This is a genomic window from Nocardioides jensenii JCM 1364 = NBRC 14755, from assembly GCF_001552535.1.
In the GTDB taxonomy this organism is placed as follows: Bacteria; Actinomycetota; Actinomycetes; order Propionibacteriales; family Nocardioidaceae; genus Nocardioides; species Nocardioides jensenii.
This window is the reverse complement of record NZ_BCRJ01000057.1, coordinates 1-14324: the sequence shown is the minus strand read 5'-3', so window position 1 is coordinate 14324 and position 14324 is coordinate 1. Positions and strand designations below refer to the sequence as shown.

Here is a 14324-nt window from a genome sequence, read left to right as displayed (position 1 = left end):
CTCGGTGAGGGTGCGGTCCGCGACTGCACCCTCACCTCTCCAGGAAGGAGACGACGCCGGTGCAGGCGGTTCTCGACAACTTCGACCTCTACCTCAAGGCCTTCGGCTACACGGTGGCGCTGTTCATCGTGGCGGGGATCCTCTCCATGCTGCTCGGCACGGCGCTGGCCGCCTGCCGGGTGGGGCCGGTCTCCATACTGAGGAAGGCCACCGCGGTCTACGTCACGGTCACCCGCAACACGCCACTGGTGATCATCTTCGCCACGTTCTCCTTCATGGCTCCCATGCTCTGGTCCCACCTCAACTTCAAGTGGGTCGAAGTGAGCATCGGCGAGTTCGACTTCAGCCCGTTCTTTGCGGCTGCGGTCGTCTCGCTGACCCTCTACACCTCATCGTTCGTGTGTGAGGCCCTTCGCTCGGGGGTCAATGCCGTCCCCGTCGGCCAGGCCGAGGCGGCCCGCGCGATCGGGCTCCCGTTCGCAGGCGTCATGCGCCAGGTCGTCCTCCCCCAGGCGTTCCGGGCCTCGGTCCCCCCGTTGGCCAGCGTGCAGATCGCGCTGATCAAGAACACGTCGGTGGCAGCCGTCTTCGGCATCGCCGAGGCCACCTCCCGGATGCGCAGCTTCAACAACGACTTCGGGTCGCAGCGCACCGAGATCTTCATCGCCTTCGCGATCGGCTACATCGTCATCGTCGAGCTCTTCTCGTTCGGCGCCAGCAGACTCGAGCGCCGATGGAGGGTTGCCCGATGAGTGCCAGTGTTCTCTATGACTACCCGGGTCCGAAGACTCGCGCGCGCCATCGCACGTACTCCGTGGTGACGGTGGTGGTCCTGCTGGCCGCCGTGGTCTGGTTCTTCTGGCGGCTCCAGGATCATGGCCAGCTCGAGTACGACAAGTGGGAGGCGTTCGTCACTCCCGACTACGTACGGGTGATCTTGGTCGACGGCCTGTTGCAGACCCTCAAGATGGCGGCGTTCGCGATCGTCTTCGCCGTGGCGTTCGGGTTCGTGTTCGGGGTCGGCAAGCTCTCCGAGCACGCCTGGGCACGGTGGCCCAGCTGGCTCGTGGTCGAGTTCTTCCGCGCCATCCCGGTGCTCCTGCTGATGGTGTTCATCTGGTACGCGCTGGGCATCAAGGCAGACAACTCCGCCTTCTGGGCGGTCGTGATGGCACTGACGCTCTACAACGGGTCAGTGCTGGCCGAGGTGTTGCGCGCCGGCGTGCTGGCCGTGCCGAAGGGGCAGTCGGAGGCGGCGTACGCCATCGGCATGCGCAAGACCCAGGTGATGATGCTGATCATGCTGCCCCAGGCGGTCAAGATCATGCTGCCGGCGATCATCAGCCAGTGCGTCGTCGCCCTCAAGGACACCGCACTCGGCATCTACGTCGTCGCTCCGGGTCTGACGTACGTCGTCAAGCAGGTCTATCTCGAGTTCCACAACCAGGTGCCGGCCATCCTCGTGGTCGGGTCGCTCTACATCCTGGTGAACCTGCTGCTGACCGGGCTCGCCACCTTGCTCCAACGCCGCTACGTCGGCGAGAAGAAGCAACTGGACGTCCCGATGGTCGGCAACGCCGCGACGCGACCGAAGACCATCGCCTGAACGGCGCCGACTACTTCTTCGGGGGCTTCGGGGTCACCCACAGCTTGATCACGCCGTTGAAGCACTCGACGCCGTCCTTGGTGAGGGCCTTGACCCGCACGTGCAGGTCGGGGTCGTCGCCGGTCCACTGCTCGGGGTCGGTCTCGGCGATGACAGTGATGTCGGAGTCGGCCTTGGCGGTGTAGTTGATGTCCATCCCCTTGGGGATCCACCGCTTGTCCTGGGGGATGGTCACCTCGGCCAGCGCGCCCATGGCCGCCTCGGCGCCGTTGCACAGCGCGATCGCGTGCACGGTGCCGATGTGGTTGTGCACAGCGCGGCGCTTCGGGATGGTGAGCTCGACGTGGTTGGGCTGCACCACCTGGAAGGTCGGGCGGATCGTCGCGAAGTACGGCGCCTTCTGGCTGAAGGCCAGCGAGAACGCCTTCTTGCCCATCGGCACGGATGACGCCTTGTTCCACATGTCCAGGATCGAGACCATGACCTCATGTTACCCATAGGTAACCAACTTTGGGGTGTGGTCCGCACCACAGCGAACTGCCCAACCTACGGTTCCGTAGGTTACCGTTGCCGGGCACACCTTCGTCACCCCCGCAGGAGAAGCCACGTGGCCACGTCCACCCCGAATCGCGTCGACGAACCGGAACTCGCCACCCGTGGTGGCGACGAACAGTCGAAGCTCGAGCAGATCACGCTCGCACTCTTCATCATGGTGCCCTTCATCGCACTCGTCGCCGCGATCCCGATCGCGTGGGGAGGCTGGCTGAGCTGGCTCGACGTCGGCATCGCGGTCACGATGTACTGGATCGGCCTGCTCGGCGTCACCGTCGGCTTCCACCGCTACTTCACCCACAAGTCGTTCAAGCCGAACCGTGGAGTGAAGATCGGCCTCGCCATTGCCGGCTCGATGGCGGTGCAGGGCCCGCTGATCCGCTGGGTGGCCGACCACCGCAAGCACCACAAGTTCTCCGACCGCGACGGCGACCCGCACTCGCCCTGGAAGTACGGCACCAGCGTGCGAGCCCTGTGGAAGGGCATGTTCCACGCCCACATCGGCTGGCTCTTCGACGAGGAGCAGACCCCGCAGCGCAAGTACGCCCCCGACCTCATGAAGGACAAGGACCTGGTCCGCATCTCGAAGGACTTCTGGTTCTGGACCCTCCTGTCACTGGCCATCCCGCCGATCATCGGCGGCCTGGTCACGATGTCGTGGACGGGAGCGCTGACCGCCTTCTTCTGGGGCTCCCTGGTGCGGGTGGCCCTGCTTCACCACGTCACCTGGTCGATCAACTCGATCTGCCACACCATCGGCGAGCGCCCCTTCGTCTCCCGCGACAAGTCGGCCAACGTCTGGTGGCTGGCAATCCCGTCCGGTGGCGAGTCGTGGCACAACCTGCACCACGCCGACCCGACCTGCGCGCGTCACGGCGTACAACGCGGTCAGCTCGACGCGTCCGCCCGGGTGATCTGGGTCTTCGAGAAGCTCGGCTGGGTCGACGACGTGCGCTGGCCGGTCAAGGAGCGCATCGAGGCCAAGCTGGTCAGCAACCAGCGGGCTACTTCCGCAGCTGGCTGATCTGGCTGCGCACCCACCACGAGTAGAGCGTCCGGAACGCGGCTTGGTCGTAGTGGGGTGTGTCCCGGAAGCGGCCGAGCGGATCGGCGGAGCCCAGCGTCGCGGAGATCACCCGCGGCGGAGTCAGCGTGTAGGTGAAGCCGTAGGGGCCGAACTCGCTGGGGCTCAGCGTCGATATCGCCTTCGGCACCAGCGACAGGGCGACCTTCTCCGACCCGAGTGACTCGGAGAAGACCTTGTCGACCTGGTAGCCCTTGGCAATCACCTTCCGGGGCCGCTTCGCCGAGTGCACCGTGAGCACCTTCCGACTGCTCGCGTAGTCGCACGTGATCGTGTCGTGACGGTCGCTCCCGGCCGCTCTCACGACCTTGCCGCCCAGCGCCGCGACCACGCGGCGGCTGGTCGGCGCCGGGCAGGTGCCGGGCAGTTCGACGGGGTGCTCGAGCATGCCCGGAGTCACCTTCCCCAACATCGACTTCAGGACCCGGGCGGCCGCCCCCTCGGAGAAGGCGTCGTCCGCGCTCCACACGAACAGGGTGTAGTCACCCTGGCGGACCCACGCCTCGCGGACGGAGTCCTCGATGAAATAGGCACGGTCGCCGAGCCCTTGGAACGGGGTGACCTTGCTGTCGGAGATCTCGCGGGCATCGGTGATGTACTTGCCCAGGGTGAGCTCGTCGGTGACCGCGTACCCGTAGTGCATCGCGGTGGCGTCGAGCGTCGAGTCACGCACGGCCAGTCGACAGCTGTTGAACTCGACGGCGCTGGAATAGATGTTGACGGTCTCGCGTGGCTCCCAGTAGCTGCCGGCCACGAGGTCCCGCTCGTCCTTGCTCAACAGGGAGCACGGGTCGACGTAGGCATGCCGGGCCTTCTCGGCGGCGGCGCTGCGCTGGGCGGCCTTGCTCGTGGAGTGTCTCGGCGGCTCCTCCGGGCCGTCGTCTCCGGCTCCGGCGCAACCGGTCAGGGCCAGGCTGGCGACCAGGCTGGCGACCAGCAGCGAGGCGGACAGGAACGAGGAGGGTCGCAGACTCACCACGGAGACTTTCCCCGCCGAGCGCGCGCCGAAACCACCTGTCAGGATGGTGCGATGGCCCCGAGCAGCTCGCGCAGGACGACCCCCCGCAGTCGGATGACCGCCGCGGAGCGACGCGAGCAACTCATCGAGATCGCGCGCACACTCTTCGCCGAGCGCGGCTTCGACGGAGCGTCGGTCGAAGAGGTCGCCAGCCGCGCCGAGGTCTCCAAGCCGGTGGTCTACGAGCACTTCGGCGGCAAGGAGGGGCTGTACGCCGTCGTGGTCGACCGCGAGGTGACCGTGTTGCTGGCGATGATGCGCGAGGCGCTGACCTCGGGAACCTCACGCGCCCTCATGGAGCAGGCCACGCTCACCCTGCTCGACTACATCGAGCAGCAGCCCGACGGGTTCCGGATCCTCGTCCGCGACTCCCCCATCGGCTCCCAGGGCGCCAGCTTCCAGTCGATCATCGGCGACACCGCGAGTCGCGTCGAAGGCATCCTGGTCGACCAGTTCAAGAAGCGCGGACTGGACCACAAGACCGCGCCGATGTATGCGCAGATGCTGGTCGGCATGGTGGGAACCACGGGTCAGTGGTGGCTCTCCGCAGATCGAAAGCCCGACAAGCGGGTGGTCGCGGCACACCTGGTCAACCTCGCCTGGAACGGGCTCAGTGGTCTCGAGAAGAAGCCGGGGCTGGTCAGCGAAGGCTGACCGGGGTGCTGGTCAGGACGGGCGGCCCCAGGGTCGGCGCCCCTCAGGGTCGGCGGCCCGCGAAGCCGGCGAGCCGGTCGACGGCGGGCGCGTCGGCGCCCACCTGCACCTGGGGCCCGAACGCCTCGCCGCGCAGCTCGTCGGTCAACGAGGCCGACATGAAGTCGAGGCCGCACTGCGCGACCCCTTCGTCGAGGGGTCGCTCCCAGCCGATCGCCGTGGCGAGATCCCAGGTGTGGACGGCCAGCTCGGTCACCGCCATCTGCGGAGACAGACCGTCGCCGCCCTCACCGGCCTGGTGCCAGTGATGGATCAGGTCGTCGCCCCGCTCGCGGAACTCCTCGGCCCACCCCTGATCGGGCCTCACCGGCTCGGCGCCCCACTCGACCTGTTCGCCCCGTGCCGCAGCGAGGAAGTTGGCCGGTGCCACGCCAAGGTGACCCATGAGCCGCTCGACGTTCCATTCCGCACACGGCGTCGGATCGGCGAGCTGGTCCTCCCGCACGGCGGCCAACACGTCACCGGCCTGGTCGATGGCGCGAGAAAGAATCGGAACGGATTCGGCTGCAGTCATCATGTCGGTTTCCTCCGACCACGACACTAGCCCGCCGGGGCGAGGAGTTCGACCCTGTTTCCGTGGGCATCGCGGGTGTGGAACCGCTCGAAGCCGCCGAAGGTGTGGCGCTGCGACCAGTCGACGTCGAACCCCAGCCCACTCAGGCGTTCGCCGGTGGCCTCGAGGTCGGCGGTCGAGTCGAGCACCAGGGCCGGGTGCGCCTTCTTCGCCGGCGTGAACGGCTCCTCGACGCCGAGGTGGATCTCGGCGGTGACCTGCCCGCGTTCGTCGTACGACCGGAACCAGCAGCCGCCCCGCTTCGCCAGCTCCGCCGGCTTCTCGACCTCGGTCAGGCCGAGCCCCTGCGCGTAGAATCGCCGGGCCTCGCCCTCCGCGCCGGGCGGGCAGGCGACCTGGACGTGGTGGAGCCTCATGCGGGCGTCCTCGCGACGACGAAGATGCGGCGGAAGGGCAGGACGACGCCGTACGGCGTCTGGGGGTACGACGACCGCAGGCCAGCCTTGAACTCGTCGGCGAACTCCTCGCGCAGCCCGTCCGGAAGGGCCTGCAGCGTGGGGCGGGCGCCGGTGCCGGTCACCCACGTGAAGACCGGGTCCTCACCGGTGAGCACGTGGAGGTAGGTGGTCTCCCAGGCGTCGACCCGGCATCCGAGGTCGGCCAGCCTCTCGAGGTAGACCGTCCCGTCGTGTGAGCTGGGCACCGCCACCCCGGCCAGATGGGCGGCGTACCTCTCCTGCGCGGCGATCTCGGTGCGGATCGTGTGGCTGGGCTCGTCGAAGTTGCCGGGCACCTGGAAGGCGAGCCAACCACCGGGGATGACCGCGTCGACCAGCCCGGGCAGCAGATCGAGGTGGTCGGGCACCCACTGGAGGGTGGCGTTGGAGACCAGCACGTCGACTGCCCGGCCGCCGGGGGTCCACTCGCGCAGGTCCTGCACCTCGAAGTCGATGCCGGGAACGTCGTGGCGGGCCCGGTCGATCATCTCGGCGCTGGAGTCGAGGCCGGCCACGTCGGCATCGGGCCAACGGGCCTTGAGCAGCGCGGTCAGGTTGCCGGGCCCGCAGCCGAGGTCGACCACCCGACGCGGAGAGTCGGCGTCGATCCGCTGGACCAGGTCCACGAAGGGGCGGCCACGCTCATCGGCGTAGGTGAGGTACTGCTCGGGATTCCACTGGTGGGTCATCACCCCTCCTCAAAGTCTCTTGATGTCAAGACACATGCCATCGTGCTCCCCGACTGTCTCGATGTCAAGATTCTTGATGATCCGATAGCATGCTGGCATGCGGGACGAAGTGGACGACCTGGTCGATGCGTGGGCACGCGAGCGCGCCGATCTCGATCTCGGACCGGTCGAGGTGTTCAGCCGCATCGGCCGGCTCGCCCGCCACCTCGACCTCGCCCGGCGTACCGCCTTCAACGAGCACGGTATCGAGTCGTGGGAGTTCGACGTGCTGGCCGCACTGCGTCGCGCAGGCGGCGACTACGAGCTCTCCCCCGGCCGGCTGATCAAGGAGACCCTGGTCACCTCGGGCACGATGACCAACCGCGTGGACCGCCTGGCCGCGCGTGGCCTCGTCGAGCGACTGCCCGACCCGAACGACCGGCGCGGTGTGCTGGTCCGACTGACACCCGAGGGACGGTCGACCGTCGACGGCGCGTTCGCGGCCCTGCTCGAGAGCGAGCGCGAGCTGCTCGGCGACCTGTCGGCGCGCGATCGCAAGCAGCTGGCCGACACCCTGCGCCGCCTGATGGCACCGTTCGCCGACCCGTCGTGAGTTCGGCGCGACCCGTCGTGAGTTCGTGACGAGCCGTCGTGAGTTCGGCGCGACCCGTCGTGAGTTCGGCCCGACCCGTCGTGAGCTACTCGAGAGTCTCCGCGGCCTCGAGCCACTCGAGCTCGAGCTGTTCCTTCTCCGCGTGCAGCACGTCGAGCTGCCCGCTCAGCTCGGCCAGCTTGCCGTAGTCCGCGGCGTGCTCGGCGATCTGGGCGTTGATCGACGTCTCCTGCTCGGCGATCTTGGTCAGCCGTCGGTCGATCCGCTCGACGATCTTGCGAGCGGCCCGCTCCTCCGCACTGCCGGCCTTGGCCTTGGCCGGGCCGGACGGCCGAACTGACGACGGCTCGTCACGAACTGGCGACGGCTCGGCACGAACTGACGACGGGTCGGCCACTGACAGCGAGGCCTCGCGCCGTTCCAGGTATTCGTCGACGCCGCGCGGCAGCATCGAGATCTGGCCGTCGCCGAGCAGCGCCCAGACCGAGTCGGTGACTCGCTCGAGGAAGTACCGGTCGTGCGAGACCACGATCAACGTGCCGGGCCAGCCGTCGAGGAAGTCCTCGAGCACGTTGAGGGTGTCGATGTCGAGGTCGTTGGTCGGCTCGTCGAGCAGCAGCACGTTGGGCTCGGTGAGCAGCAGCCGCAGCATCTGGAACCGCCGGCGCTCGCCACCGGAGAGGTCGCCGATGCGCGCCGTCAGCCGGTCGCCGGTGAATCCGAAGCGCTCCAACATCGCGGTCGCGGTGATCTCGCCGTCGACGGTCTTGGTGATCCGCCGGATCGACTCGACACTGGGCAGCACCCGCTGCTCGGGATCGAGGTCGTCGAGGGCCTGGGTGAGGTGCTGCAGGGCGATGGTGCGGCCGTGCTTGACCTTGCCGGAGCTGGGCGCGAGCTCGCCGGAGAGCAGGGCCAGGACCGAGGACTTGCCGGCCCCGTTGACCCCGACGATGCCGACCCGGTCGCCGGGCCCGAGTCGCCAGGTGGCGTGGTCGAGCAGCTGCCGCTCACCACGGAAGAGGTCGACGTTCTCCACGTCGATGACGTCCTTGCCGAGCCGCTGGGTGGCGAACTTCTGCAGCTCCATGCGGTCGCGTGGCGGGGGCACGTCCTCGATCAGCGCGTTGGCGGCCTCGATGCGGAACTTGGGCTTCGACGTGCGCGCCGGCGCCCCCCTCCGCAGCCAGGCCAACTCCTTGCGGGCCAGGTTCTGCCGCCGGGTCTCCGACGCACTGGCCTGCCGGGTTCGTTCGGCCTTGGCCAGCACGTAGGCGGCGTACCCGCCCTCGTAGGAGTCGACGACGCCGTCGTGGACCTCCCAGGTGAACTGGCAGACCTCGTCGAGGAACCAGCGGTCGTGGGTGACCACCACCAGCGCACTCGACAGCGAGACCAGATGCTTGGCCAGCCACGCCACCGCCTCGACGTCGAGGTGGTTGGTGGGCTCGTCGAGGATGACCAGGTCGTGCTCGTCGAGCAGCAGTGCGGCCAGGGAGCAGCGTCGTCGTTCGCCACCGGAGAGACCGAGCACGGCGCGGTCGAGGGAGACCCCGGCCAGCAGCACCTCGACGACCTCACGCGTGGTCGGGTCCGCGGCCCACTCGTGGTCGTCCTTGCCGCCGAGCACGGCCTCGCGGACCGAGTGCGTGTCCTCCAGCTCGTCACCCTGGTGCAGGTAGCCGATGTGCAGTCCGCGGGTCTTGGAGACCCGGCCGCTGTCGGGGTCCTCGAGCCCGGACATCACCTCGAGCAGGGTGGTCTTGCCGTCTCCGTTGCGCCCGACGATACCGATCCGCTCACCGCGCGAGATGCCGAGGGACACCTCGCTGAGCAGCGGGCGGACGCCGTAGGACTTGGAGACCTTCTCAAGGTTGATCAGGTTGGCCATCAGAGCACCGTCGCTCCGGCCACCGGGCCGTGGGCCAGCGCCGCCCGGCCGTACGCCGACAGGGCGCCTGCGACACGTGTGGCGTGATCGGCGTCCTCGCACAGGAACAGGCAGGTGGGCCCGGACCCGGAGACCAGGCCGGCCAGGGCCGACGCGTCGAGACCGGCCCGGAGGGGCTCGGCGAGGAAGGGCCGCAGCCGCAGCGAGCTGGGCTGCAGGTCGTTGCCGACTGCCCTGGCGAGGGCGCGCACGTCGCCAGCGGCCAGCGCCTTGACCAACGCGTCGGGGATCTCGGGGTCGGCGACGCCGTTGCCCTCGTGAAGCGCGTCGAAGTCGGCGTAGACCGCAGGCGTGGACATCCCCTCGTCGAAGGTGAGCACCACCCAGTCGTAGCGCCCGGTGTCGGCCATCGGGCTCACCAGCTCGCCGCGGCCGTGACCGGAGGCCGATCCGCCGACGAGTCCGAACGGGACGTCGGAGCCGAGGTGTGCGGCGAGCTCGAGCAGCGTGCCCATCGGCGCCCCGAGCCCCCACAGCCGGTCGCAGGCGAGCAGGGCAGCGGCGCCGTCCGCGGATCCGCCGGCCAGGCCACCGGCGACCGGGATGCCCTTGTCGAGGTGCAGCGCGACCCGGTGGTCGAGGCCGGCGTGCTCGGCGAGAAGTCGGGCGGCGCGCAGCGCGAGGTTGGTGTCGTCCAGCGGAACCCCGGTCACGTCGATGCCCTCGCCAGCGGAGCAGGTCACCGACCAGTCGTCGGCGGGACGGGCGGTGACGGTCGAGAAGAGCGAGATCGCCTGGTAGGCGGTGGCCAGCGGGTGGAAGCCGTCGGGTCGCACCGGGCCGACGCCCAGGTGCAGGTTGATCTTGGCCGGGGCGCGCACGGTCACCTCGGAGGGAAGGGCGTCAGGCATGGTTGTCCTGAGTGGGTTGCGGAGAAACCGTGTCGAAGGGCAGTCCCTCGGCGATCCTGGCGAAGTCGTTGACGTCGAGCACCTCGCCGCGTGCCATCGGGTCGACCCCGGCGTGGGCGAGGGCATGTTCGGCGGCCTCGGCCGATCCGGCCAGGTTCTTCAGCGTCGAGCGCAGCGTCTTGCGGCGCTGGGCGAACGCGGCGTCGACGACCGCGAAGACCTGCTCGCGGGTGGCCGTGGTGACCGGCGGCTCCCGTCGCGTCCAGGCGACCAGCCCGGAGTCGACGTTGGGCGCCGGCCAGAACACGTTGCGGCCGACGGCACCCGAGCGGCGTACGTCGGCGAACCAGGCGGCCTTGACCGACGGGACGCCGTACACCTTGGAGCCGGGGGCGGCGGCGAGCCGGTCGGCGACCTCAGCCTGCACCATCACCAGGCCGCGCTCGAGGGAGGGCAGCAGGGTGAGCATGTGCAGCAGCACCGGGACCGAGACGTTGTAGGGCAGGTTGGCCACCAACGCGGTCGGAACCGGGCCGGGCAGCTCGGCGACCCGCAGCGCGTCGGCGTGCACGACCTCGAAGCGGTCGACGTGGTCGGGTGCGTAGGTGGCGATCGTGCCGGGCAGCGCCTCGGCCAGCTTGTCGTCGATCTCGACGGCCAGCACCCGCTGCGCGACGTCGAGCAGGGCCAGGGTGAGCGAGCCGAGGCCGGGACCGATCTCGAGGACGACGTCCGCGCCGGTGATCCCCGAGTCGCGGACGATGCGGCGACACGTGTTGGCGTCGATGACGAAGTTCTGGCCCTTCTGCTTCGTCGGCCGGATGTCGAGCCCCGCAGCCAGGGAACGCACTTCCGCCGGGCCGAGAAGTCTCGGCCCGGCGGAAGAGTGCTCTGCGTCCGGCATGGGGGTCAGCCTAGTGGTGAAGGGCGACTACCCCTTATTCTCAGTGACCGACGATCACTGGGGCAGGCCCAGGCTGGCCGAGCAGGCCGGCCAGGCACCGTAGCCGCCGGAGGCGTCGCGGACCTTGGTCGCGATCGCGATCTGGGTCTCGCGGCTGTTGTCGCTCGGCAGGCCGGAGCCGCCGTACGACTGCCAGGTGCCGAGGTTGAACTGCAGGCCGCCGTAGTAGCCGTTCCCGGTGTTGATCGCCCAGTTGCCACCGGACTCGCACTGCGCCAGGGCGTCCCAGACGGTGTTGCCACCCGCGAAGTTCGCGGCCGGTTCCGGACGGTCCTTGGTGCCGACCTTGACGATCTCGTCGGTCGGCTGCTTGGTGACGTCGGCGTTGAGCACCTTGGTCGCGAAGAGCTGGCCGTTGCGGTACTCGAGGCGGTAGGTCACGTCGCGCAAGCCGTTGACGCCCTCGCGGACGGTCTCGGACTCGTCGTCGTACATCGAGGAGTCGGACTGCTCGGTGGTGTCGAACTCGATGGTCTCGTCAGAGACGTGCTTCTTGACCACGCGCACCTTGGTGACGGTGATCTTGGTGCCTTCCTTGACCTCGGTGCGCAGGGCCGGCTTGACGATGTCGAACTTGTCGACGTTGACCTCGAGCCGCTTGAGCACGTCGGCAACGGTGAAGCCGGCGATGTTCTTGGTCAGGCGCTTGCCGGCGCCGACCTTGATGGTCAGCTTCTTCGGCGTCACCACCTCGAGGGCCAGGCCACCACGGGAGATCGGGGCGCCACGGCTGGCGGAGAGGTCGGCGGCGGTGAACCGCTTGCCGATCTCGGCCAGGGCCTCCTCCACGCTGTCGGAGTGCACCCAGTAGGTCGACGCGGTGCCGTCGACCGTCAGCTCGAGCGGGCGGCCGAACTGCACGGAGATGCGCGTGCCTTCGTTGACCTTCTCATCGGGACCGGGGAGTACGACGTCGTGGTCGCCGACCTCGATGCCCTCGTCGTGGAGGACATCGGCCACCGTGGAACCGGTGGAGTGGATCGTCTTGGTCTCGCCGTCGAGGGAGAGGGTGATCTCCTTGTTCATCTTCGCGTAGCCGTAGCTGGTGCCGATCAGCGCCAGTGCCACTGCTGCGACGAGTACTGCGAGGATTGTCTTGCTCTTGCCGAGGAGTGCGATTCGGTTGCGCACAGGTCTCCAGACGTTGAACGTCCCGGTTCTCGGAAACCAGCGCGACCACACGGCGCCCGACCACCTGGTGGTGGCCAACTCATGCGGGGGATCTTGCTGGGCGGCCGTTGTGGGCCACCGGTGCACTGGTCGTGAATCTCATCCGATTCCGGCCATCAGCCATCGACCATAAGCGCGACAAACGGGACGTGCCAAGCCGACGAGGCCCGTATCACGTGGCCCCTTTGAGGGCCGTCGCACCCCTCTCGCGGCCGTTTGTGCAGGTCAGCAGGCGTGTCTCCGGCCCAAAATTGGCCACTCACGCTCCCCAATTTTCGTAGACCGTGGTGGTGTTCACATCGATCGCCGCGCACAGGTCGGCCACGTCGTCGCCGCGTACGTCGGCCATCAGCCGCATGGTCAGCGGAATCAGGTAGGACGCGTTGGGCCGGCCCCGGTAGGGGTGCGGGGTCAGGAACGGGGCGTCGGTCTCCACCAGGATTCGGTCCTTCGGGACGATCGCCAGCGCGTCCCTGAGCGGTTGCGCGTTCTTGAAGGTCACCGTGCCCGCGAAGCTGAGGTGGGCGCCCCGGTCGAGGCACCGGCGGGCGAAGTCGGCGTCGCCGGAGAAGCAGTGCATCACCCACCTCTCCGGGGCACCTTCCTCGTCGAGGATCCTCAGCACGTCGTCATGCGCATCACGGTCGTGGATCATCAGGGCCTTGCCGAGCCGTTTGGCGAGGTCGATGTGCCGGCGGAACGACTCGTGTTGCGCAGCGCGTCCGCTCTCGTCGGTGCGGAAGTAGTCGAGGCCGGTCTCCCCCACCGCACGGACGACGTCGTTGCCGGCGAGCTCCTCGATCTCCGCGATCGCCGCGTCGAGGGTTCCCTCAGCGGCCAGCTTCGGTGCCTCGTTGGGATGAAGGGCAACGGCTGCCACGAGTTCGTCGTACCGTCCCGCTGCCTGCACCGCCCAGCGGGCGCCCGGGAGGTCGCAGCCGACCTGCACGATGCGGGTGATGTTGGCCTCGCGGGCGGCGGCGAGGGCCTGTTCGGTGCCGAACCAGTCGTCGCCGTCGACGATGTCGAGGTGGCAGTGGTTGTCGGCGACCGGGTGCGGCAGCGGCTCCGGCGCCGGCGGTCGCGACATGTCACGCCTGCTGCCGCTCTTCTCCTCGGTCGTCGCGCGCTTGCGGGTCGGCTCCTCGATCACACCTTCACCCTAGCCTCGGGATCTCAGCGGTGGACCGCGTCGTACACCTCACGCTTGGGCACCCCGGCACGTTTGGCCACGGCCAGGATCGCGTCCTTGCGGGAGGAGCCGGCCGCCTCGAGGTCGGCAACGGCCGCCCGCCAGACCTCGGGGTCGTGCTCGAGCGCCGGGGCGTCCGGGGCACCCTGCACGACGATGGTCACCTCACCACGCACACCATCGGCCGCCCAGGCGGCAAGCGATCGCAGGCCCCCGCGGCGTACCTCTTCGTGGGTCTTGGTCAGCTCCCGACAGACGGCGCCCGGGCGCTCGTCGCCGAACGCGTCGGCCATCGCCTCGAGCGCGACCGCCGTACGGTGCGGGGCCTCGAAGAAGACCATGGTGCGCGGCTCGGCGGCCAGGGCGTCGAGCCTCCGGGAGCGCTCCCCCGCCTTCCGTGGCAGGAACCCTTCGAAGCAGAACCGGTCGACCGGCAGCCCTGAGACGGCCAGGGCGGTGAGCACGGCACTGGGCCCCGGCACCGCGGTGACCAGGATGCCTTCCGCGACGGCCGCCGCGACGAGCCGATAGCCCGGGTCCGAGACGCTGGGCATGCCGGCGTCCGTCACCAGCAGCACTCGCTCACCGGCGAGCAGTGCCTCGAGCAGCACCGGCGTACGCGCCGACTCGTTGCCCTCGAAGTAGGAGACGACCCGGCCGCTGATGGTCACGCCCAGCTCGGAGGTCAGCCGCTTGAGCCGGCGGGTGTCCTCGGCGGCAACCACGCCGGCTCGCGAGAACTCGGCGACCAGACGCGGGGGCGCGTCGTCGACCTGACCGATCGGGGTCGCCGCCAGCACGAGTACGCCGGGTTCGGTGGAGGTCACGGGCCCATCATGCCTGCCTGCGTACCATGACTCCCCGTGACCACCCCGCCCGGCGATGTCGGAACCCCCGACACCGAGACCCTCTCGCGCGACGCGGCGGGCG

General features: G+C 69.0%; 16 protein-coding genes. 5 read left to right on the top strand and 11 right to left on the bottom strand.

The annotated features are described in order from the left end of the window. Nucleotides 1–59: 59 nt before the first annotated feature. Both NJ4_RS12985 and NJ4_RS12980 read left to right on the top strand, forming a co-directional pair. Nucleotides 60–752 carry an amino acid ABC transporter permease gene (locus NJ4_RS12985; protein ID WP_067435590.1) on the top strand — a complete coding sequence of 231 codons (693 nt, stop codon included), beginning with the start codon at nucleotides 60–62 and terminating at the stop codon, nucleotides 750–752. After that, nucleotides 749–1606 carry an amino acid ABC transporter permease gene (locus NJ4_RS12980; RefSeq protein WP_067435587.1) on the top strand — a complete coding sequence of 286 codons (858 nt, stop codon included), beginning with the start codon at nucleotides 749–751 and terminating at the stop codon, nucleotides 1604–1606. The genes NJ4_RS12985 and NJ4_RS12980 overlap by 4 nt, the downstream gene beginning before the upstream one ends. Nucleotides 1607–1616: 10 nt before the next feature. Here NJ4_RS12980 and NJ4_RS12975 read toward each other — a convergent pair whose 3' ends face one another. After that, nucleotides 1617–2087, bottom strand: coding sequence for a hotdog fold domain-containing protein (locus tag NJ4_RS12975; protein WP_067435584.1), 471 nt, complete (start codon nucleotides 2085–2087; stop codon nucleotides 1617–1619). A gap of 126 nt (nucleotides 2088–2213) precedes the next feature. Between NJ4_RS12975 and NJ4_RS12970 the strand changes: the two genes are divergently transcribed. Next, a complete protein-coding gene (locus tag NJ4_RS12970; protein WP_067435581.1) occupies nucleotides 2214–3182 on the top strand; it encodes an acyl-CoA desaturase in 969 nt (322 codons plus the stop codon). Here NJ4_RS12970 and NJ4_RS12965 read toward each other — a convergent pair. Then, a complete protein-coding gene (locus tag NJ4_RS12965) occupies nucleotides 3163–4218 on the bottom strand; it encodes a DUF3558 domain-containing protein (protein ID WP_067435578.1) in 1056 nt (351 codons plus the stop codon). The genes NJ4_RS12970 and NJ4_RS12965 overlap by 20 nt on opposite strands. A gap of 54 nt (nucleotides 4219–4272) precedes the next feature. On the opposite strand from NJ4_RS12965, the gene NJ4_RS12960 reads away from it, so the two are divergent. Next, on the top strand, nucleotides 4273–4914 hold the full coding sequence (locus NJ4_RS12960; protein ID WP_082748526.1) for a TetR/AcrR family transcriptional regulator: 642 nt from the start codon (nucleotides 4273–4275) through the stop codon (nucleotides 4912–4914). A gap of 43 nt (nucleotides 4915–4957) precedes the next feature. Here the strand turns inward: NJ4_RS12960 and NJ4_RS12955 are convergent, their stop codons facing one another. The 3 genes from NJ4_RS12955 to NJ4_RS12945 are packed head-to-tail and all read right to left on the bottom strand — an operon-like array spanning nucleotide 4958 to nucleotide 6674. Further along, complete coding sequence (locus NJ4_RS12955; RefSeq protein WP_067435664.1) at nucleotides 4958–5491, bottom strand: TIGR03086 family metal-binding protein; 534 nt, start codon at nucleotides 5489–5491, stop codon at nucleotides 4958–4960. 23 nt (nucleotides 5492–5514) lie between these two features. Continuing rightward, nucleotides 5515–5904: a VOC family protein gene (locus tag NJ4_RS12950; protein WP_067435572.1), complete on the bottom strand. Its 390-nt coding sequence runs from the start codon at nucleotides 5902–5904 to the stop codon at nucleotides 5515–5517. Then, a complete protein-coding gene (locus NJ4_RS12945; RefSeq protein WP_067435569.1) occupies nucleotides 5901–6674 on the bottom strand; it encodes a trans-aconitate 2-methyltransferase in 774 nt (257 codons plus the stop codon). Before NJ4_RS12945 ends, NJ4_RS12950 begins: the two co-directional genes overlap by 4 nt. A gap of 97 nt (nucleotides 6675–6771) precedes the next feature. Between NJ4_RS12945 and NJ4_RS12940 the strand changes: the two genes are divergently transcribed. Next, nucleotides 6772–7266, top strand: coding sequence for a MarR family winged helix-turn-helix transcriptional regulator (locus NJ4_RS12940; protein WP_067435566.1), 495 nt, complete (start codon nucleotides 6772–6774; stop codon nucleotides 7264–7266). A gap of 85 nt (nucleotides 7267–7351) precedes the next feature. On the opposite strand, the gene NJ4_RS12935 is transcribed toward NJ4_RS12940, so the two are convergent. From NJ4_RS12935 to rsmI, 6 genes are all read right to left on the bottom strand, one after another. Next, nucleotides 7352–9157 carry an ABC-F family ATP-binding cassette domain-containing protein gene (locus tag NJ4_RS12935; RefSeq protein ID WP_067435563.1) on the bottom strand — a complete coding sequence of 602 codons (1806 nt, stop codon included), beginning with the start codon at nucleotides 9155–9157 and terminating at the stop codon, nucleotides 7352–7354. Next, nucleotides 9157–10068 (bottom strand): 4-(cytidine 5'-diphospho)-2-C-methyl-D-erythritol kinase, encoded by a 912-nt coding sequence (locus NJ4_RS12930; protein ID WP_067435560.1) that lies wholly within the window; start codon nucleotides 10066–10068, stop codon nucleotides 9157–9159. The genes NJ4_RS12935 and NJ4_RS12930 overlap by 1 nt, the downstream gene beginning before the upstream one ends. Continuing rightward, nucleotides 10061–10972 carry a 16S rRNA (adenine(1518)-N(6)/adenine(1519)-N(6))-dimethyltransferase RsmA gene (gene rsmA / locus NJ4_RS12925; protein ID WP_067435557.1) on the bottom strand — a complete coding sequence of 304 codons (912 nt, stop codon included), beginning with the start codon at nucleotides 10970–10972 and terminating at the stop codon, nucleotides 10061–10063. Before rsmA ends, NJ4_RS12930 begins: the two co-directional genes overlap by 8 nt. Nucleotides 10973–11026: 54 nt before the next feature. Beyond that, nucleotides 11027–12163, bottom strand: a complete 1137-nt coding sequence (locus NJ4_RS26950; protein ID WP_281178314.1) for a resuscitation-promoting factor — start codon at nucleotides 12161–12163, stop codon at nucleotides 11027–11029. A 298-nt stretch (nucleotides 12164–12461) separates the two neighbouring features. Then, nucleotides 12462–13292, bottom strand: coding sequence for a TatD family hydrolase (locus NJ4_RS12915; protein ID WP_067435661.1), 831 nt, complete (start codon nucleotides 13290–13292; stop codon nucleotides 12462–12464). A gap of 86 nt (nucleotides 13293–13378) precedes the next feature. Then, nucleotides 13379–14221 carry a 16S rRNA (cytidine(1402)-2'-O)-methyltransferase gene (gene rsmI / locus NJ4_RS12910; RefSeq protein WP_067435551.1) on the bottom strand — a complete coding sequence of 281 codons (843 nt, stop codon included), beginning with the start codon at nucleotides 14219–14221 and terminating at the stop codon, nucleotides 13379–13381. Between the last annotated feature and the right edge of the window lie 103 nt (nucleotides 14222–14324).

Bases quoted from the DNA above. Each gene is read 5' to 3' on its own strand.
- NJ4_RS12955 (WP_067435664.1), bottom strand. From the start codon at position 5,491: ATGATGACTGCAGCCGAATCCGTTCCGATTCTTTCTCGCGCCATCGAC.
- NJ4_RS12930 (WP_067435560.1), bottom strand. From the start codon at position 10,068: ATGCCTGACGCCCTTCCCTCCGAGGTGACCGTGCGCGCCCCGGCCAAG.
- NJ4_RS12915 (WP_067435661.1), bottom strand. From the start codon at position 13,292: ATGTCGCGACCGCCGGCGCCGGAGCCGCTGCCGCACCCGGTCGCCGAC.
- NJ4_RS12950 (WP_067435572.1), bottom strand. From the start codon at position 5,904: ATGAGGCTCCACCACGTCCAGGTCGCCTGCCCGCCCGGCGCGGAGGGC.
- NJ4_RS12945 (WP_067435569.1), bottom strand. From the start codon at position 6,674: ATGACCCACCAGTGGAATCCCGAGCAGTACCTCACCTACGCCGATGAG.
- rsmA (WP_067435557.1), bottom strand. From the start codon at position 10,972: ATGCCGGACGCAGAGCACTCTTCCGCCGGGCCGAGACTTCTCGGCCCG.
- NJ4_RS12980 (WP_067435587.1), top strand. From the start codon at position 749: ATGAGTGCCAGTGTTCTCTATGACTACCCGGGTCCGAAGACTCGCGCG.
- NJ4_RS12940 (WP_067435566.1), top strand. From the start codon at position 6,772: ATGCGGGACGAAGTGGACGACCTGGTCGATGCGTGGGCACGCGAGCGC.
- NJ4_RS12975 (WP_067435584.1), bottom strand. From the start codon at position 2,087: ATGGTCTCGATCCTGGACATGTGGAACAAGGCGTCATCCGTGCCGATG.
- NJ4_RS12960 (WP_082748526.1), top strand. From the start codon at position 4,273: ATGGCCCCGAGCAGCTCGCGCAGGACGACCCCCCGCAGTCGGATGACC.
- NJ4_RS12935 (WP_067435563.1), bottom strand. From the start codon at position 9,157: ATGGCCAACCTGATCAACCTTGAGAAGGTCTCCAAGTCCTACGGCGTC.